This window comes from Phenylobacterium sp. (assembly GCF_031984885.1).
GTDB lineage: Bacteria > Pseudomonadota > Alphaproteobacteria > Caulobacterales > Caulobacteraceae > Phenylobacterium.
Map to the genome: position 1 here is coordinate 236,579 of NZ_DAMABV010000005.1, position 17,578 is coordinate 254,156.

A 17,578-nucleotide genomic window follows, 5' to 3' on the forward strand; every position below is an offset into this window, starting at 1 on the left:
AGACCTTGGCCAAAGACACTCCCAAACCCGTTCCCGACGTCGCGGCGGAAGCCCTGCTGGCCAAGCGGCGCGACCTGCACCGCGCCCACCGGGTCGTGGCCGAAGACCGCTGGAACCGCTTCCGCAAGGCCGCCGCCCGCCGCGTCGGCGTCGCCGACAAGGGCCCGACCGAGCAGCGCATCGACCTGATGCTGGCGCGGGCCAAGTGGCCCGGCCGCGCCGCCCTGATCGCCCGCTCAGGCGTCTGGGACTTCAGCCTGCGCAGCGGCCTGGGACGTGACGGCGGCAAGGCCCGCGGCCTGATCGACTATGTGCGCGCCGGTCCCGACGGCAGCGCCAATCCCAAGGCCCTGTTCGACCAGGCCTGGTACCTGGAGCGCAACGACGACCTGGCGGGATCGCGCTGGGCGCCGCTGGCCCACTACCTGGTCGCCGGCGACAAGGAGGGGCGCGACCCGCACCCGCTGTTCGACCTGAAGGACTATCGCGCCCGCCACGCCGTAAAGGTCGCGGCCACCGGCCTCACCGCCCTGCAGCACTTCCTGCACAAGGGTGTCGCCGAGGGCTACGATCCCCACCCGCTGTTCGACGTGCGCTACTATGTCGGCCAGGCCGAGGAGGTCGCCGACAGCGGCGAGAACCCGCTGGCGCACTATCTGCGCGAGGGCTGGCGCAAGGGCTACGAGCCGCATCCGCTGTTCAACGGCGCCTGGTACCTGGCCATGAATCCGGACGTGGCCGAGACGGACGCCGCCCCCCTGCTGCACTACGCCACCAGCGGCGCCAGCGAGGGCCGCAGCCCGCACCCGCTGTTCGATCCGGGCTGGTACATGGACCGCTATCGCGACGCCGCGCCGATGGGTTCGAGCGCCCTGGCGCACTTCCTGGCCTACGGCTTCGAGGAACGCCGCGACCCCAGCATCCACTTCGACACCGCCTTCTATCTCGACCAGCAGGCCGACCTGCCCGAGGGCGTGCATCCGGTGGTCCACTACCTGACCGCCGGGGCCTTCGAAGGCGTCTCCCCGGCCGCCGACTTCAACGAGGTCGCCTACCTGCTGGAGAACCCGCAGGCGGCCGAGACGCCGATCTCCTCGCTGGAGCACTGGGCGCTCAGCCGCGCGCCCAAGCCCGAGCCGGGCGCCACCGTCCCGCGTCCGCAAGGCGAGGCGGGCCTGTTCGAGCAGTTGCGCGCGGCCGGCCGCGCCCGCGACGCCGGCGCCTATGACAACCAGGCCTATCGCGACCTGAAGGCGGCGCGAAAGCGCATCCGCGAGCGCGCCCTCGCCGACGTGCGGGTCAAGCCCTTCGACCTGATCAAGGTCGAGGCCCGCGACGTCGAGAAGGCCGCCGCGGCCCTGGCGTTCGACGCGCCCAAGGCGCCGAAGGTCTCGATCGTCATCCCCGCCTACAACAACCTGACCTTCACCCTGGAATGCCTGGCGGCGCTGAAGGCCGGCGGCGACCTGGCCGAGGCCGAGGTCATCGTCATCGACGACGCCTCCAGCGACGACACCGCCAGGGTGCTGGCCAAGGTTCCCGGCCTGAAGCTGATCTCGAACCCGCAGAACCTCGGCTTCATCCGCACCTGCAACCGCGCCGCCCAGGACGCCACGGGCGAGTTCGTGGTCTTCCTCAACAACGACGTCCAGGTGCGCAAGGGCTGGCTGTCCGCCCTGCTGCGCCCCTTCGCCGAGGAGCAGGACGTCGGCGCCAGCGCGCCCAAGATGCTGTTCCCGGACGGCCGCCTGCAGGAGGCCGGCGCGCGCATCGGCGTCGACGGCGCCTCGGAGATGATCGGGCTGTTCGAAGACCCCGCCCTGCCGCGCTGGAACGTGCGGCGCGAGGTGGACTACGCCTCGGGCGCCTGCCTGATGGTCCGCCGCCAGGTGTTCGCCGAGCTGGGCGGCTTCGACCTGACCTTCGCGCCCGCCTATTGCGAGGACGCCGACCTCTGCTTCCGCCTGCGCGAGCGCGGCCTGCGGATCATCTACGAGCCGACCTCGCAGATCGTCCACCACCTCAGCGTGACCGCCAATTCGATCGACAGCGGCTACAAGCATCGCCTGGCGGTGCGCAACCAGCAGAAGTTCGTCGAGCGCTGGGGCGAGCGGCTGGAAGCGCTCAACCGCATACGGACGATCGCGTTCCACCTGCCGCAGTTCCACACCGTGGCCGAGAACGACCGCTGGTGGGGTCCGGGCTTCACCGAGTGGACCAATGTCAGCCGCGCCCTGCCCAACTATCGCGGCCACTACCAGCCGCATGTGCCGGCCGATCTCGGCTTCTATGACCTGTCCAATCCCGAGGCGATGCGCCGCCAGGCCGAGCTCGCCAGCCGCTATGGGATCGGCGGGTTCTGCCACTACTTCTACTGGTTCACCGGCGGGCGCCGGATCCTGGAGACGCCGCTGGCGCCGCTGCTGGCCGGCAAGGAGGACGACTTCCCGTTCTGCCTCTGCTGGGCCAACGAGAACTGGACCCGCACCTGGGACGGCCAGGAGCGCGACGTGCTGCTGGCCCAGACCTATGCGAGCGGCGACGCCGAGGCGTCGATCGCCGAGATGGAGCCGTTCCTCCGCCAGCCCAACTACATCCGGGTGAACGGCAAGCCGCTGGTGCTGATCTACCGCCCCGGCCTGCTGCCGGACGCCAGGGTCTGGGCGGACGCCTGGCGCAGCCATTGCCGCAAGGCGGGCGTCGGCGAGATCTTCCTGGCCTTCGTCGAGAGCTTCGAGAAGGCCGGCGGCAAGATCGATCCGGCCAGCATCGGCTTCGACGCCTCGGTCGAGTTCCCGCCCGCCGGCGCCGGCGCGCTGATCCATCCGCCCGGCCCGCTCTACAACGCCCGCTTCGAGGGCCGCGTGAACGACTATCGCCAGATGGTGCGCGGCTACCTGGCCGCCGAGCCGCTGGGCCACAAGCGGTTCCGGGGGGTGATGCCCTCGTGGGACAACACCCCGCGCCGCCAGGACAGCGGCTGGGTCTACCAGCACGCCAGCCCCGGCGCCTTCCAGGCCTGGACCGAGGCGATGTTCGAGGAGACCCGCCGCCAGAACTTCGGCGACGAGCGCATCGTCTTCATCAACGCCTGGAACGAGTGGGGCGAAGGCGCTCACCTGGAGCCCGACCAGCGCTACGGCCACGCCTGGCTGGAGGCGGTGAAGAACGCCGCCGACGTCGACCTGCTGGACAAGTCATGACCCCAGACGATCTCGTCCTCGTCGGCCACCCGTTCTCGGCCATCGGCATGGCCGAGCATGTGCGCTCGGCCTTCCGCGCCTTCCGCGCCGCCGGCGCCACGCCCGGCCTCATCGACATCTACGGCATGGACCGCGGCAAGGACCCCGACTTCGAGCGGGAGTTCGCCGGCCACGTCGTTCCCAGGCTCAGCCCCAAGGCCAACCTCTTCTGCATCAACGCCGACGAGGTGGAGCAGGCGATGGGCGTGCTGGAGCACCTGGGCTCGGGGCCGGCGTTCGAGAGCGCCTACAACATCATCTATCCGGCCTGGGAGCTGGCGAAGTATCCCAAGCCCTGGGCCAGGATCCTCGACCGCTTCGACGAGGTCTGGGCGCCGTCGCAGTTCATCCAGGGGGCGGTGAGCGCGGCGACCAAGCGCCCGGTCGTGCACATGCCGCTGTCGGTGGAGCTGACCATGTCGTCGTTCCTCGGCCGGCGGCACTTCGGCATCCCGGAGAACGCCTTCGTCTGCCTGTTCTTCTTCGACTTCTCGTCCTACGCCGAGCGCAAGAACCCCTTCGCCATGCTGGAGGCGTTCGAGAAGCTGGTCGCCCAGCGCCCGCACGCGCCGCTGCATGCGGTGGTGAAGTACAAGGGCGGCGACGACGGCAATCCGGCCCGCAAGGAGCTGGAGCGGCGCATCCGCGCCATGGGCGGCCAGATCCAGGCGATCACCCGCCAGCTCAGCGACAACGAGATCAAGAACCTGGTCCGCTGCTGCGACGCCTTCGTCTCGCTGCACCGCTCCGAGGGCTTCGGGCGCGGGCCGGCCGAGGCGATGGTGATGGGCCGCGCGGCGGTGGCCACCAACTATTCCGGCAATCTCGACTTCATGACGCCGGAGACCAGCCGGCTGGTCGACTGCAAGCTGATCCCGGTGGCCAAGGACGCCTATCTGTTCGGCGAGGACCAGGTCTGGGCCGATCCGTCCGTCGACCACGCGGTCGAGCTGATCGGCGGCCTGCTGGACGATCCGGCCGAAACCCGCGCCCTGGGCGAGCGGGCGCGGCGCCACATCCGCAGCCGCTTCAGCGCCCGGGCCATCGGCCTGCGCTACGTCGCCCGGATGGAAGAACTGGCCGCCGCCAAGGCCGCCTGACCCTCCGAGCGCTCCGGCGAACGCCTCTTTTCCTCCCCATTGATGGGGGAGGAAACAATACTAGCGCGAGGCGATCGTGGTCGGCCCGACCGGGGCCATGGCCAGGGCGTTGGCCCCGGGGTTCTCCGTCACCGCGATCTGGTGGACCATGAACCCGCCGCCGGCCTGGTCGTCGGTGTCGAGACGGATCTGGTCGATCAGCGAGGTCGTCCAGTCGTCGCCGCCCCTCTTCAGGTTGGCCATGTCGTAGACCAGCACCACGGTCTCGTTGACCGCCGGGTCGGCCCCGTCCCGCGGCTTGGCCTGGTACTCGCCGGCCTCGCCGTGATTGGCGGTCGAATAGAACACCGAGCCGTCCCAGTCGGCGCCCGCGCGGGTCCGCGTCAGGCGCACCAGCACCAGCGAATAGCGGCTGCCGTCCAGGGCCAGGCCCTTGGGCGAGCGCAGGACGGGATCGACCCCGGCGTTGCGCAGGTCCATGCCCAGCGGGCTGGCGGGCAGCACCTCGCCGCCGGCGGCGACGAAGCCCTCGGTCGAGCCGTCGAAGGTCCACAGCCGCCCGGCCTTCAGCGGCGCGCCGTTGATCTCGAAGCGCTGCGCGTCGTCGTTCCAGGTCACCACCTGGGGGCGCTGGTTCTGCGCGATCTTGATGGGTTCGGGCGCGACGGCGGCGCGCGCCCACGGCGCGGGCTGATCGCAAGCTGCGAGGGTAAGCGCAAAGGCGGCCACACCCGCGATTGTCAGAGTGGATTTCATGCGAGACTTCCGAGCCCCCTTGGGGGGAGGTTGACGCGGCCCAAAGCCCAGATAGATAGCCATCCCCGCTCTCGCCAGGGTCACGGTGAAGATATTGCGACGAGTCGAAGGGCGGTTCTGTGGCGCCGTTCGAGGTTGCCAAGCCGGCCCGCGGCGACTACCCCGCCAGACATCGCAGTCAGTCAGGTCGGGATCCGAGCGCCCATCATGCGTCATGAACTGGTGCGCGCCCGCGCCCCCCTTCGTCTCGGTTTCGGCGGCGGCAGCACGGACGTCTCGCCCTATTGCGACGAGCACGGCGGCGTGGTGCTGAACGCGGCCATCGACCTCTTCGCGCACGTCACCGTCCAGGCCCGCGACGACGACCAGGTCCGGCTGGTGGCGGCCGACCGCGACCAGACCTGGCAGGCGGGGGCCGTCGCGCCGCTGCCCACCGACGAGCCGCTGCGCCTGCTCAAGGGCGTCTACAACCGCTTCATGGCCGATCATGCCGGGGGCCGCGCCTTGCCGCTCACCCTGGTCTCCTACGCCGACTGTCCGCCAGGCTCGGGCCTTGGCTCCTCCTCCGCTCTTGTCGTGGCGATGGTGGAGGCCATGCGCAGGTTCATGGGACTCTCGATGAATCCCCACCAGGTCGCCAGCCTGGCCTTCGACATCGAGCGGCGCGAACTGGGCCTGGCCGGCGGCGCGCAGGACCAGTACGCCGCGGCCTATGGCGGCCTCAACCTGATGCGCTTCTTCGACGAGGCCCGCGTCGAGGTCGAGGGCGTCCCCGTCCCCGACCGGGTGATGAAGGAGCTGGAGGCCAGCCTCGTACTCTATTTCACCGGGGTCAGCCGCGAATCCGCCGCGATCATCGACGAGCAGACGGCCAACATGCGCAGCCAGGCCCCCAAGTCGATCGAGAGCCTTCACGCCATCAAGGCCAGCGCCTTCGAGATGCGCGACGCCCTGCTGGCCGGCGACCTGCCGCGGTTCGGCGAGCTGCTGGACTCCGGCTGGAGCCTGAAGAAACAGACCGCCCACAACATGTCCTCGCCGATGATCGATGCGGTCTACGAGGCGGCCAAGGGCTTCGGCGTGTTCGGCGGCAAGGTCTCGGGCGCCGGCGGCGGCGGCTTCATGATGTTTCTCGTCGATCCGACCCGGCGCGAGGGGCTGAAACGCCTGCTTGGAACCTTCGGCGGCGTGGCCCAGGCCGCCCGCTTCACCGCCGCCGGGGCGGAATCCTGGGACGTACGATAGGATCAAGGCCTTGAAAGAACTTTCGAAATCCATCGTTCGCCGGATGGCCGACCCCAACTTCACCCGGCGCTGGTTCGTCGGCGAAGGGCTGGACATCGGCGGCAAGCCCGACCCGCTGTCGCTCTACGTCCCGTTCTTCCCGGGCCTGAAGTCCGTCCGGGTCTGGGACTGGGAGGACGGCGACGCGCAGTATCTCGAAGGCCTGGCGCCCGAGAGCCTCGACTTCGTCCATTCCAGCCACTGCCTGGAGCACCTGGTCGATCCGCGCCAGGGCCTGAAGGCCTGGTTCGGCGCGATCAAGCCCGGCGGCTTCCTGATCGTCACCGTGCCCGACGAGGACCTCTACGAGCAGGGCGTCTTCCCCTCGACCCACAACCGCGACCACAAGTGGACCTTCACCATGCTGAAGGCGCGCTCATGGAGCGACCGCTCGATCAACGTGCTGGAGATCCTCTCCGAGCTCGGCCCGGCCGCCGACGTCGAGAAGGCGGCGCTGCTGAACTCGACCTTCCGCTACGACCTGCCCCGCTTCGACCAGACCCTGACGCCGATCGGCGAATGCGGCATCGAGTTCGTCGTGCGCAAGCGTTCGGCGGCCGAACTGGAGGCCGGCGGCCTCGTGCGCGAGACCGCCCAGCCCTCGCCCGCCGAGCGCCGCCACTTCAACCAGTACCGGGCCGACCACGCCCACATGAAGACCAGCGCTCCGCCGTTTGAGGACGAAAGCCCGCTCTAAGCCGCCGCGGGGCGCGCCGGAGCAGATTTTCCTTTGGATTCCGCGGCCGGCGCCATGCTTGCGCCGCAAAATGCGACCTGTTACCCACCGGCGCGAGCAACGTGCGGCGGGTGCGCCGGCGCGCTCTTGGTCGGGAGACTGAATGCAATCCGTACAGCACATGGTTCGCACCGGTCGGCGCGGGGCCATGCACGAGTTCAGCATGGCGGTCGCCGACCTGCGCGCCTCGTTCGACCGGATCGGACTGGCCTGGTCGCTGGCCAAGCACGACGTGGTGTCGCGCTATCGCGGATCGATCCTGGGACCGTTCTGGATCACGCTGTCCATGGGCCTGATGGTGGCCGGGATCGGCTTCCTCTACGCCAACCTGTTCAAGGTCCCGGTCAACGAGTTCATCCCCTATGTCGCCCTCGGCATCGTGTTCTGGGGCCTGATCGCCAACGTGATCATCGAGGGCTGCGGCGCCTTCGTGCAGGCCGCCGGCATCCTGAGCCAGAGCTCGCTGCCGATGTTCACCTTCGTGTGGCGGACGGTCATGCGCAACGTGATCAACCTGCTGCACCACCTGATCATCATCGTCGGGGTGCTGGTCTACTACGACCACTGGCGCCAGACGGACGTGCTGATGGGCGCGGTCGGCGTGCTGCTGCTGCTGGTCAACATCGCCTGGATCAGCCTGGCCGCGGGCATCGCCTCGGCGCGGTTCCGCGACATCCCGCAGATCGTGGGCTCGATCGTCCAGTTCGCGATGTTCATGACCCCGGTGTTCTGGCTGCCCGGCGGGCGGCTGCTCGATCACGCGGTGCTGGTGCTGAACCCGTTCTATCATATGCTCGAGGTCGTTCGCGCGCCGCTGCTCGGCCATGCCGTGGAACCGCGCACCTACCTCTTCATGACCGTCCTGGCCGTGCTTGGCTGGGCCGGGGCCTTCACCGCTTTCGCCCTCACTCGCCGACGGATTGTGCACTACCTATGAAGGGTCCCGAGGTTTCGATCCGGGTCAGCGACCTGACCCTGCGCTTCCCCGTCTACGGGGTCGATTCCAAGTCGCTGAAGAAGCACCTGGCGCGCATCACCGTGGGCGGAAAGCTCGGCCGCACCGGCATGGGCGCCACCGAGGTCACCGCCCTGTCGGGCATCAATCTGGAACTGCGCTCGGGCGACCGCCTGGGCCTGATCGGCCACAACGGCTCGGGCAAGACCACCCTGCTGCGCGCCCTGGCCGGCGCCTACGAGCCCGACGAGGGCACCATCGACGTTCACGGCCAGATCGCTGCCATGCTGGACCTCAACCTCGGCATCGACCCCTCGGCGACCGGGCTCGACAACATCCGCCTGCGCGGCCGCATCGCCGGCCTCTCCGCCCGGGAGATCGAGGGTCGGATGCAGGAGATCGGCGAGTTCACCGGCCTTGGCCCGTTCCTGGCCATGCCGCTGAAGACCTATTCGGCCGGCATGCAGGCGCGGCTGGCCTTCGCCGTGGCCACCGCCGTCCACGCCGACGTCATCCTGATGGACGAATGGATCGCGGTCGGCGACGCCGACTTCCAGAAGATCGCCCACAAGCGGATCCTGGAGCTGATGGAGCGGGCCGGCATCCTGGTGCTGGCCTCGCACGACCTCGAACTGATCCGCCTCTACTGCAACAAGGTGATGCGCATCGAGGGCGGGGTCGCCTCGCCGGTGATGGACGTCAAGAAGCTGGACGAACTGCTGGCCGCCGCCTGACGCCCCGGGGAGCGACCTTGGACTTCATCTTCACGATCGTTTCGCGCAACTACGCCGCCCAGGCCGCCAGCCTGATGGAGAGCCTGGGCGCGGTCGAGCCCGGCGTCCGGCGCGTCGTCGTCACCACCGACGGCCCCATCGCCTTTAAGGACCCGGGCGTCCGCACGCTCGACGCCGCCAGCGTCGTGCCCGACTTCGCCGCCATGTGCGCCTATTACGACGCGCTGGAGCTGAACACCGCGGTCAAGCCGCTGTGCTTCAAGGCGCTGCTGGCCGAGGAGGGCGTCACGGCCGGCGCCTATCTCGACCCCGACATCTGGGTCTACCGGCCGCTGGACGCCGTGCGCGAGGGCCTGGCCCGCGCGCCGCTGGCGCTCACCCCGCACACCACCCGGCCCCTGCGCGGCGAGGCCAGCCCCAACGACCACGTCATCCTGCAGTCGGGCGCCTACAACCTCGGCTTCATGGCCGTGCGGGCCGAGCCGCAGATCTTCGACCTGCTGGACTGGTGGGCCGAGAAGCTGCGCTTCGACTGCCGCGTCGACTTCGCCGCCGGCCTGTTCACCGACCAGAAGTGGATGGACCTGGCGCCCGGCCTAGTCAGCGACGTCGCCATCCTGCGCACCCCGACGCTCAACCTCGCCTACTGGAACCTCGAGGGCCGCCAGGTCGCCCGCGCCAAGGACGGCTGGAGCGTCGACGGCCAGCCGCTGGCCTTCTTCCACTTCTCCGGCTTCGACCCGGCCCGCCCGGACCTGCTCTCCAAGCACCAGGACCGGGTGAAGGTGACGCCGGGCTCCGACCTTTCCGCCCTGCTGGCCGACTACGCCGCCGCCCTGCTGCGCAACGGCCATGTCGAGGCCTCGGCCATCCCCTACGCCCACCGCGCCTTCCCCTCCGGCGAGATGGTCCCGCGCGAGACCCGCCGCCGGATGCTGGCCGCCGCGCGGGCCGGCGAGAATTTCGGCGGCGGGCTGACCAAGGCCGCCGAGGCCTGGGCCGCCGTGCGTCCCGGCGACGTGATCCGCGAACCGGCCGGCCCGACGCCGCCGGGTCCCTGGCTCGCCGGATCCGCCGAACTCTCCGGCTGGCTCTCCAGCGCGGCCGAGGCGCCGGCCATCGGCGCCCTGACCAACGCCCGCCGCGACCTGCGCGACCGCTTCGCCGCCGACGAGATGGGCCTGAAGGCCTGGCTGCTGGGGCCCGAGTCGATCGAGGGCCGCTTCTCCGCGCGCCTGGCCCCGCCCGAGGCGTTCGCCGCGCCGGAGCTGCCGCTGCGCGCCGCCCGCCAGATCGCCGGCGACCTCTCGGAGGCCAGGCTCCGCTTCGCCGCCTACGGCCTGGCCCACCGCGCCGCCTGGCCCCAGTGGGTCGGAACCGCCCTGCGCTCGGGCTTCAACGCCCCGGTGCGGGACCTGGCCCGCGGCATGCCCTTCCCGCGCCTCTTCCTGTCGATCTGGGAGAGCCGCGGCGACCTGCAGCGGCTGTTCCCGCTGACCAGCTTCAAGGGCCGCTTCGCCTATCTGCGCTGGCTGATCGGCGGCGGCCTGGCCGAGTACGGCGTCGACGTCGCCGCCCTGCCCGCCGCCGTCGACAGCCACCCGATCTTCGAGACCGCCCGCCTGTCGGTGCGGCGCATGCCGGTCGAGCCCGGCCGCGCGCCCGCCGCCGGCGCGATCAACACCCTGCTGGCGGTCGAGCGCTGGACGCCCGACGCCGCCGGCGGCGAGGCGCTGGTGTTCGACGCCGGGGCCGGCCGCTTCCGCACGCCGGACGGCGCCCCCGCCGATCCGCCGGCCAGGGTCGGCAAGCTGGTGTTCCGCACCGCGCCCGGCCTGGTCGCCGCCGACGCCGTGGCCCTGCTGGCCCAGGGCGTCTCCTGGGAGTCCGCCAGCGCATGAGTCTGCTGTCCAAGGCCAGGGGCGCCTGGCGCAGCCTGACCCCCGAACCGGTCCGCAGGCTGGCCCAGCCGATCCTCGGCCCGGCCCTGGAAGCCTATGTGCGCCATCAGGCCCGTGCGCCGCACGCGGCCGAGGACGCCTCCGGCCCGATCCGCGTGGTCGGCGACTTCGGCGGCTCCTACGGCATCGCCGCCTCGGCCAAGCTGGCCGTCCGCGCCTTCGAGGCGCTCGGCGCGCCGGTCGAGCAGGTCGACATCGCCGGGGCCAGGCTCGACTGGATCGGCGCCTCGCAGGCCGCCCGCACGCCGGGCCCCTGGATCTTCCACGTCAACGCCCCCGAGCTGCTGGCCGCCCTGGCCTTCCTCGGCCCCAGGAACGTCCGCGGCCCGCGCTACGGCTACTGGGCCTGGGAGCTGCCCCGCGCGCCGAAGTCGTGGCTGAAGGACGCCGGCTTCCTGGACGAGGTCTGGGTTCCCAGCGCCTTCACCGGCCAGGCCCTGGCCGCCGCCGCCGCCCCGGTCCGCGTCGTGCCCCACCCGCTGTTCATGGAAGACTATCGCGGGATCACGCCGGCCCCCAGGGACGAGCGCTTCACCGCCGTCACCCTGTTCGATTTCAAGTCCTCGGCGGCGCGCAAGAACCCGGACGGCATGATCGCCGCCTTCGCCAAGGCGTTTCCCGCCGACCCGACCGCGCGGCTCGTCATCAAGACCCAGAACGGCCAGGCCTTCCCCGACCTGCTGGCCAGGCTGCGCGCCCAGGCGCCGGCCAATGTCGAGGTGCTGGACGTGGTCTGGCCCTACGCCCAGGTCAAAAGCCTGATCGCCTCGGCCGACGTGCTGGTCTCGCTGCACCGGGCCGAGGGCTTTGGCCTGACCATGGCCGAGGCCATGGCCCTGGGCACGCCGGTCGTCGGCACCGGCTGGTCGGGCAATGTCGACTTCATGGACGAGACCTGCGCCCTGGTGATCCCCTCGCAGCCGATCGCCGTCGACGACCCGCAGGGGATCTATCGCGGCCAGTCCTGGGCCGACCCGGACGTCGACGCCGCCGCCGCCGCCCTGCGCCGGCTGCGCGGCGACCGCGAACTGGTCGCCCGCCTGTCCGAAGCCGGCAGGCGCCGCGTGGCCGAGCGGCTGTCGCCGCAGGCCTGGTTCTCGACCCTGCCCGACGGCGTCCAGCGCGCCGCCCTCGGGGCCGCAGGGGCTGCGCGAAGGGCTCAGGGCTCGCGGTAGGGCCGCCCGAAGGTGGTCAGCACGAACACCGCGGCCATGGTCGCCAGCGCCGCCGGCGCCAGGGCGCTCAGCACCTCGCCGGGCCCCGCGCCCGCGGCCCGGAGATTACCGGCGATCAGCGGGCCCAGGATCGAGCCCAGCCGTCCGCAGGCCACCGACGCGCCTGCGCCGGCCGCCCGGAACTGCGGCGGATAATAGACCGGGGCCAGGGCGTAGAGCACATAGAGCCCGCCGATCACCGTGAACCCGGCCGCGCCCGACGCGATCAGGATCACCGCCATGCCCTGCGCCCAGGCCAGGGCGTAGAGCGCCGCCGACAGACCCGCGAACACCGCGACCAGCAGCCAGCGATAGCCGATCCGGTCCGCAGCCCAGCCCAGCGCCAAGGCGCCGGCCACCGCCATCAGGTTCATCGAGAACGCCGCCGCCGCGCCCTGGGTCGCGGTGAACCCCTTGGCCACGACCAGCAGCGGCAGCCAGTTGAGCAGCAGGTAGGTCACCAGCAGGTCGAGGGCGAAGACCGTCCAGATCAGGACGGTGGAGAGCGCCCTGCCCTCGGCGAACAGCCCGCTCAGCATCCGGGTCGGCGCCGCCTGCGCCTGCGCCGGCCGCGTCTCGGGCAGCAGGAAATACACCGCCGGCGCCAGCAGCAGCGGCAGCGCCCCGCCGATCATGAACAGCATCCGCCAGTCGACCCCGCCTTCGCCCAACTGGGCGGCCAGCGCCACCAGCGCGCCGCCCACCGGCAGGCCGCAGAACATGCTGGTGGTGGTCAGGGCGCGTCGGTTGGGCGGGCTGATCTCGGTGGCGATGGCGATCAGGTTGGGCATCGCCCCGCCGAAGCCCAGGCCCGCGGCCAGCCGCGCCAGGGTCAGGGTCTCGAAGTTCAACGACAGCGCCGTGGCCAGCGAGAACATCCCGAACAGCGCCACCGATCCCAGCAGCACCGGACGGCGTCCGTAGCGGTCGGCGGCCCAGCCGCCGAACAGCGCCCCGATCACCAGGCCGATCATCGCCGCGCTCCCGGCCCAGCCGAGCTCGGCGGGCCCGAGGTCGAGGTCCGGGGCCATGTGCGGCGCGGCCACCCCGAACGCCTGGATGTCGTAGCCTTCCAGCGCCGCGATGCCGAAGCAGATGGCGACGATGAGGGCCGGACTGGCCTGTCTAGCGATCGAGCCCGTCATGGCCGCCTTCTCCCCGGCGCGCCCGCTCAGGATCTGGTCGATCGGGCTGTGCGGCTCCACTATATCGCCGCTCGTCGCGTTCGGTCAGCAAAGCAGGCGTCCCCTGGACGATCCCGCCGCCGACCGCCGACCGGCGCCTAGCCGTCCAGCCGCTCGGGCGTGAAGCTGATCACGCCCTGGCGTTCCAGCTCGGTCAGGATCTGGTCGATCTGGCTGCGCAGCTCCAGCATGCAGTTGGGCGTCAGGATCAGGTAGCCGGACTTGACCTTCTGCTCCTGCCCCGCCTCGTCCGCGACATTGGCGGCGAAGGCCAGCCGCGCGACCCCCGACTGGAAGCCGAGGCCCGCCATGGCGTCGCCGAAGATCATCGGCAGGTCGAACTCAGGCAATCCGGGCGGGCTGGGCATGGCGCGACTGATCGCATGATTCCGCCGCCCCCCGCCAAGCCGGAAGGCCACGATGCCGCATCTTGAAATTGCGCAAAACTACACAACGTCTATCCTTCGACCCTTCACGGAGGCTTCTCCCATGACCACCCTCGTCTTCGTCGCCCTGGCGCGCAGCGCCCCGGCCGGCGGCTACACCGCCCATTTTCCCGACCTGCCCGGCCTTGGCGTGGACGGCGCCGACATCGCCGCCCTGGTCGTCGGCGCCCGCGAAGCGGTGCAGAAGGAGCTGCAACGCCTGACCGACGAAGGCCTCGACTGGCCCAGGCCCGCGCCCCTCGAAGCCCTGCAGGTCGACGCCGGCGTCGTGCCGTTCATCGTCGACGTCTCGGTCGAGGACACGCCGGTACGGGTGAACATCTCGATCGGCGAGCGGCTTCTGAAGCGCATCGACCAGGCGGCCGAGACCCGCGGCATGAGCCGCTCGGGCTTCATCGCCTCGGCCGCCCGCACGGCCCTGGGCGAGAAGATCGGCGCGGGGACCGGGGCCGACTTCGACGCCATCGCCCGCAAGCTGCAGGACGAGTGGTCGGTGCTGGGCCGCAAGATCACCGAGGGCCTGGGTCCCAACTCGACCTTCAACCGCAACGTCACCGAGTTCGACAACAAGGTGACCGAGACCATCCGCAAGACCGCCGACAGCATCTCGGCGGCCATGGCGCGCCGCAAGGAGGCCGAGGCCCGCAAGGACGAGCCGGCCGCCAAGGATCAGCCCGCCGACGCGACCGCGACCTAAGCCGGCATGTCCATGGTTACGACCGCGGCGTCGCGGGACGCCGTCAAGCTGCGCGAGCTCAAGCGCATGCAGGCCATCGCCACCGGGCTGCTGGTGGCGATGGCGGTCGTCTTCGTGGCCGCCAGCCGGGCCGACGACCACTGGCCCTGGCTGGCCTATGTCCGCGCCTTCGCCGAGGCGGCGATGGTCGGCGCCTGCGCCGACTGGTTCGCGGTGACCGCCATCTTCCGGCGCCCGCTCGGCCTGCCGATCCCGCACACCGGCATCATCCCGCGCAACAAGGAGCGGATCGGCCAGGCGCTGGGCGGCTTCATCGCCGACAACTTCCTGACCGTCGACGTGCTCGACAGCCGGCTCAGGCAGATCGAGGTCGCCCGCTGGGGCGGCGAATGGCTGCGCCAGCCGCGCCACGCGCGGCGGCTGGCCAGGCGGCTCTCGGGCCTGGTTCCCACCATCCTGAAGGTGCTGCCGCGCGACATGCTGCGCGAGACCGCCGGCTCGGCCGCCCTCGCCGCCGTCCGCGCGATCCCGGCCGCCCCGACCGCATCGAAGCTGCTCGCCGCCTTCTGGAACGAGGGCCGTTCCCAGGCCGCCTTCGACTGGGGCCTGGACAAGCTCTCGGCCTATCTGGAGGCCAACGAGCAGGCGATCCAGGAGAAGGTCGAGGCCAAGTCCTGGAAGTGGATGCCCAGGTTCATCGACAAGATGATCGCCCAGAAGGTCACCACCGGCCTTGGCGAGCTGCTGGTCGAGATGCGCGAGCCCGAGCACCCCTGGCGCCGGGAGCTGAAGGCCTGGATCGAGGGCTTCATCCAGCGCCTGGCCCACGATCCCGACCTGATCGCCCGGGGCGAGGAGCTCAAGGCCCGGCTGCTGGCCGACCCGGCCCTGCGCGAGCAGGCGGCCGGGGTCTGGCGCGAGATCGAGCAGCGCCTGGCCGACGGCGACGGGGCGGGCCTCGCCGAGCGGCTGGAGCAGATGCTGCTGGCCCTGGGCGAATGGCTGCACACCGAGGAGACCGCCCAGGCCCGGCTCAACGAATGGGCCCGCATCCTGGCCCGCCAGGTCATCGCCCCGCGCCGCCACGAGATCGGCGGCTTCGTCGCCCAGGTGGTGGCGAGCTGGGACACCAAGGGCGTGGTCGACAAGCTGGAGCTCCAGGTCGGCAAGGACCTGCAGTACATCCGCGTCAACGGCACCCTTGTCGGCGGCCTGGTGGGCCTGGCGATCTTTTCGGCGAGCCGCGCCTTCGGTCTCTAGCGCCGGCTGCGGTCGTCAGGCCGCGCGGGCGGCCCGGGGCGGCGCCTCGCCCAGGCGGAAGCGCGCCATGGACCCGGCCAGTTCCTCGGCCTCGTAGGCGAGGTTGCGGCTGGCCGCCGCCGATTGCTCGACCATGGCCGCGTTCTGCTGGGTGACCTGGTCCATGCTGTTCACCGCGGCGTTCACCTCGTCCAGGCCCGAGGCCTGATCCTGGGCGCTGGCGGCGATCTCGACGATCAGGCCGTCGATCTCGGCGACGCGGCCGACGATCCGCTGCAGCGCCTCGCCGGTCTCGCCGACCAGATGCACGCCCTGCCCGACCTGCTGGGTCGAGGCGCTGATCAGGGCCTTGATCTCCTTGGCCGCGTCGGCCGAGCGCTGGGCGAGCGCCCGCACCTCGGAGGCGACGACCGCAAAGCCCTTGCCGGCCTCGCCCGCGCGGGCCGCCTCGACCCCAGCGTTCAGCGCCAGCAGGTTGGTCTGGAAGGCGATCTCGTCGATCACCCCGATGATCTGGCCGATTTCCTGGGCCGAGCTTTCGATGTCGTCCATGGCGGCCACCGCCCCGGCGACGACCTCGCTGCTCTTCTGGGCCTCGCCGCGCGCCGCCATCACGGCCTCGGAGGCCGCCCTCGCCCCGCCGGCGGTCTTGCGCACCGTGGCGGTGATCTCGCCCAGGGCCGCGGCGGCTTCCTCCAGGCTGGCGGCCTGCTGTTCGGTGCGGCGCGACAGGTCGGCCGCGGCCACGGAGATCTCGCCCGCGCCCCGGCGGATCGTCGCCGCGGCGGCGACGATGCCCGAGACGGTCTGCAGCAGCCGCTCGCCCGTCGCGTTGAAGTCGGCGCGCAGCTTTTCGTACTTGGCCGGGAAGGCCTGGGTGATGCGATAGACCAGGTCCCCGTCCGCCAGCCGCTCCAGGCCCTCGGCCAGGCCGGCGACCACGCCGGCGCCCTCGGCCTCCAGGCTCTGCTGCAGGGCCAGGCGCTCGGCGCCGGCGCGTCCTTCCGCGGCGCGCGCCTGCTCGGCCGCGGCGGTCGCCGCCTCGGCCTCCCGCCGCGCCGTCTCGGCATGGGCGAGCGCCCCCGCCGAGCGGGCGAACATGCCTTCGATGCTCACGGCCGCCCAGCCCAGCACCACCGCCTCGCAGACCAGGATGACCGCATGGGCGGCCACCCGTCCCAGGTCGCCGCCGCCGGGGAAGACCGCCGCCGGCAACAGGAAGCTCAAGGTCAGGTGATGGACCGCCACCACCGCCGTCGCCAGGGCGATCACCCGCCAGTCGCAATAGACGATCAGGATCGCCAGCGCCGCGAAATAGGCCATGTGCATGTCGATCTGCCAGGGCTGGCCGGCCAGGGCGGCCACCAGCAGCGAGACCGAGCCGGGCGCGGCGGCCGCCGCCGTCAGCCGCGTCGCCGCACCGGAGCGGTCCGTCCGCCAGACCAGGGTCAGGGCCGCGGCGAATCCGGCCGCGCCGGCGCCCAGCGCCGCCCAGGGCGCCCCGACCGCGGCCGCCGCTCCGGCCACCACCAGGGCCAGGACCCACAACAGGCCCACCAGGATGCGGTCTCCGAACCTGCGCTGCTCGTCGATGCTCTGAAACATGGCGGCTCTCCTCATATCCCGCAGGCGCGCGCCTGCATGGGGTCGACCGAAAACAGGGCGCCGGCCCGCCTCAGGCGGCCGGCGGCGTCGCCCTCCGGCGCGCGGACCACGATCACGAAGGGCGCCCGGCCGACCGCGATCACGGCGCCTGCGCGGCTGGCGGCGGCGAGCGCTTCTTCCTGGCTCCACCAGGGCGGAAAGATCCCGGCCGCTTCGCGCTCGTCCAGCGGCCGCGCGGCGGCGACCGCCGCGCCCACGGCGCCGGCCATGGCCAGCAGAAGGGCCGGCGCCCAGGGCGCGAGACGGCGGAATGTGGAAGAGGCCAGGATCACGAACCTCAAACTCGGCCGTTAAGGTTGATTCCGGGTTAGCAAACGCCCCGGTTGCCTGGCCTGAAGAGCTCA

15 protein-coding genes are annotated in these 17,578 nt (G+C 71.3%); 10 read left to right on the top strand and 5 right to left on the bottom strand.

Annotation, left to right across the window (positions count from 1 at the left end):
• Positions 1-5: 5 nt before the first annotated feature.
• Both RTL41_RS10085 and RTL41_RS10090 read left to right on the top strand, forming a co-directional pair.
• Positions 6-3,203, top strand: coding sequence for a glycoside hydrolase family 99-like domain-containing protein (locus RTL41_RS10085; RefSeq protein WP_312163928.1), 3,198 nt, complete (start codon positions 6-8; stop codon positions 3,201-3,203).
• A complete protein-coding gene (locus tag RTL41_RS10090) occupies positions 3,200-4,342 on the top strand; it encodes a glycosyltransferase family 4 protein (protein WP_312163930.1) in 1,143 nt (380 codons plus the stop codon). Before RTL41_RS10085 ends, RTL41_RS10090 begins: the two co-directional genes overlap by 4 nt.
• Before the next feature lie 60 nt (positions 4,343-4,402).
• Here the strand turns inward: RTL41_RS10090 and RTL41_RS10095 are convergent, their stop codons facing one another.
• Positions 4,403-5,098 carry a hypothetical protein gene (locus RTL41_RS10095; RefSeq protein WP_312163931.1) on the bottom strand — a complete coding sequence of 232 codons (696 nt, stop codon included), beginning with the start codon at positions 5,096-5,098 and terminating at the stop codon, positions 4,403-4,405.
• Between the two features lie 207 nt (positions 5,099-5,305).
• On the opposite strand from RTL41_RS10095, the gene RTL41_RS10100 reads away from it, so the two are divergent.
• From RTL41_RS10100 to RTL41_RS10125, 6 genes are all read left to right on the top strand, one after another.
• Positions 5,306-6,343 carry a dehydrogenase gene (locus tag RTL41_RS10100; protein ID WP_312163933.1) on the top strand — a complete coding sequence of 346 codons (1,038 nt, stop codon included), beginning with the start codon at positions 5,306-5,308 and terminating at the stop codon, positions 6,341-6,343.
• Between the two features lie 10 nt (positions 6,344-6,353).
• The gene (locus tag RTL41_RS10105) at positions 6,354-7,079 is read left to right on the top strand and encodes a methyltransferase domain-containing protein (protein WP_312163935.1); all 726 of its coding nucleotides are present in this window, start codon (positions 6,354-6,356) and stop codon (positions 7,077-7,079) included.
• A 142-nt stretch (positions 7,080-7,221) separates the two neighbouring features.
• Positions 7,222-8,055 (top strand): ABC transporter permease, encoded by an 834-nt coding sequence (locus RTL41_RS10110; RefSeq protein ID WP_312163938.1) that lies wholly within the window; start codon positions 7,222-7,224, stop codon positions 8,053-8,055.
• Positions 8,052-8,807 (top strand): ABC transporter ATP-binding protein, encoded by a 756-nt coding sequence (locus RTL41_RS10115; protein WP_312163939.1) that lies wholly within the window; start codon positions 8,052-8,054, stop codon positions 8,805-8,807. The genes RTL41_RS10110 and RTL41_RS10115 overlap by 4 nt, the downstream gene beginning before the upstream one ends.
• A 17-nt stretch (positions 8,808-8,824) precedes the next feature.
• The gene (locus RTL41_RS10120; protein ID WP_312163941.1) at positions 8,825-10,708 is read left to right on the top strand and encodes a hypothetical protein; all 1,884 of its coding nucleotides are present in this window, start codon (positions 8,825-8,827) and stop codon (positions 10,706-10,708) included.
• Complete coding sequence (locus RTL41_RS10125) at positions 10,705-11,943, top strand: glycosyltransferase family 4 protein (RefSeq protein WP_312163943.1); 1,239 nt, start codon at positions 10,705-10,707, stop codon at positions 11,941-11,943. Before RTL41_RS10120 ends, RTL41_RS10125 begins: the two co-directional genes overlap by 4 nt.
• Here RTL41_RS10125 and RTL41_RS10130 read toward each other — a convergent pair.
• Complete coding sequence (locus RTL41_RS10130; RefSeq protein ID WP_312163945.1) at positions 11,928-13,127, bottom strand: MFS transporter; 1,200 nt, start codon at positions 13,125-13,127, stop codon at positions 11,928-11,930. The two genes, RTL41_RS10125 and RTL41_RS10130, sit on opposite strands and share 16 nt — an antisense overlap.
• A 137-nt stretch (positions 13,128-13,264) precedes the next feature.
• On the bottom strand, positions 13,265-13,534 hold the full coding sequence (locus tag RTL41_RS10135) for a hypothetical protein (protein ID WP_312163947.1): 270 nt from the start codon (positions 13,532-13,534) through the stop codon (positions 13,265-13,267).
• Positions 13,535-13,655: 121 nt separating this feature from the next.
• Here RTL41_RS10135 and RTL41_RS10140 point away from each other — a divergent pair, with 121 nt between their 5' ends.
• Together RTL41_RS10140 and RTL41_RS10145 are read left to right on the top strand one after the other, a co-directional pair.
• Positions 13,656-14,309: a type II toxin-antitoxin system HicB family antitoxin gene (locus RTL41_RS10140; RefSeq protein WP_312163949.1), complete on the top strand. Its 654-nt coding sequence runs from the start codon at positions 13,656-13,658 to the stop codon at positions 14,307-14,309.
• 6 nt (positions 14,310-14,315) lie between these two features.
• Positions 14,316-15,569 carry a DUF445 domain-containing protein gene (locus RTL41_RS10145; protein ID WP_312163951.1) on the top strand — a complete coding sequence of 418 codons (1,254 nt, stop codon included), beginning with the start codon at positions 14,316-14,318 and terminating at the stop codon, positions 15,567-15,569.
• 15 nt (positions 15,570-15,584) lie between these two features.
• Here the strand turns inward: RTL41_RS10145 and RTL41_RS10150 are convergent, their stop codons facing one another.
• Both RTL41_RS10150 and RTL41_RS10155 read right to left on the bottom strand, forming a co-directional pair.
• The gene (locus RTL41_RS10150) at positions 15,585-17,174 is read right to left on the bottom strand and encodes a methyl-accepting chemotaxis protein (RefSeq protein ID WP_312163952.1); all 1,590 of its coding nucleotides are present in this window, start codon (positions 17,172-17,174) and stop codon (positions 15,585-15,587) included.
• A gap of 11 nt (positions 17,175-17,185) precedes the next feature.
• Complete coding sequence (locus tag RTL41_RS10155) at positions 17,186-17,506, bottom strand: hypothetical protein (protein ID WP_312163954.1); 321 nt, start codon at positions 17,504-17,506, stop codon at positions 17,186-17,188.
• Positions 17,507-17,578: the final 72 nt, after the last annotated feature.

Excerpts from the sequence above, each read along its gene's own strand:
- RTL41_RS10090 (WP_312163930.1), top strand. The coding sequence starts at position 3,200 with ATGACCCCAGACGATCTCGTCCTCGTCGGCCACCCGTTCTCGGCCATC.
- RTL41_RS10095 (WP_312163931.1), bottom strand. The coding sequence starts at position 5,098 with ATGAAATCCACTCTGACAATCGCGGGTGTGGCCGCCTTTGCGCTTACC.
- RTL41_RS10100 (WP_312163933.1), top strand. The coding sequence starts at position 5,306 with ATGCGTCATGAACTGGTGCGCGCCCGCGCCCCCCTTCGTCTCGGTTTC.
- RTL41_RS10110 (WP_312163938.1), top strand. The coding sequence starts at position 7,222 with ATGCAATCCGTACAGCACATGGTTCGCACCGGTCGGCGCGGGGCCATG.
- RTL41_RS10115 (WP_312163939.1), top strand. The coding sequence starts at position 8,052 with ATGAAGGGTCCCGAGGTTTCGATCCGGGTCAGCGACCTGACCCTGCGC.
- RTL41_RS10125 (WP_312163943.1), top strand. The coding sequence starts at position 10,705 with ATGAGTCTGCTGTCCAAGGCCAGGGGCGCCTGGCGCAGCCTGACCCCC.
- RTL41_RS10130 (WP_312163945.1), bottom strand. The coding sequence starts at position 13,127 with ATGACGGGCTCGATCGCTAGACAGGCCAGTCCGGCCCTCATCGTCGCC.
- RTL41_RS10135 (WP_312163947.1), bottom strand. The coding sequence starts at position 13,534 with ATGCCCAGCCCGCCCGGATTGCCTGAGTTCGACCTGCCGATGATCTTC.
- RTL41_RS10140 (WP_312163949.1), top strand. The coding sequence starts at position 13,656 with ATGACCACCCTCGTCTTCGTCGCCCTGGCGCGCAGCGCCCCGGCCGGC.
- RTL41_RS10145 (WP_312163951.1), top strand. The coding sequence starts at position 14,316 with ATGTCCATGGTTACGACCGCGGCGTCGCGGGACGCCGTCAAGCTGCGC.
- RTL41_RS10150 (WP_312163952.1), bottom strand. The coding sequence starts at position 17,174 with ATGTTTCAGAGCATCGACGAGCAGCGCAGGTTCGGAGACCGCATCCTG.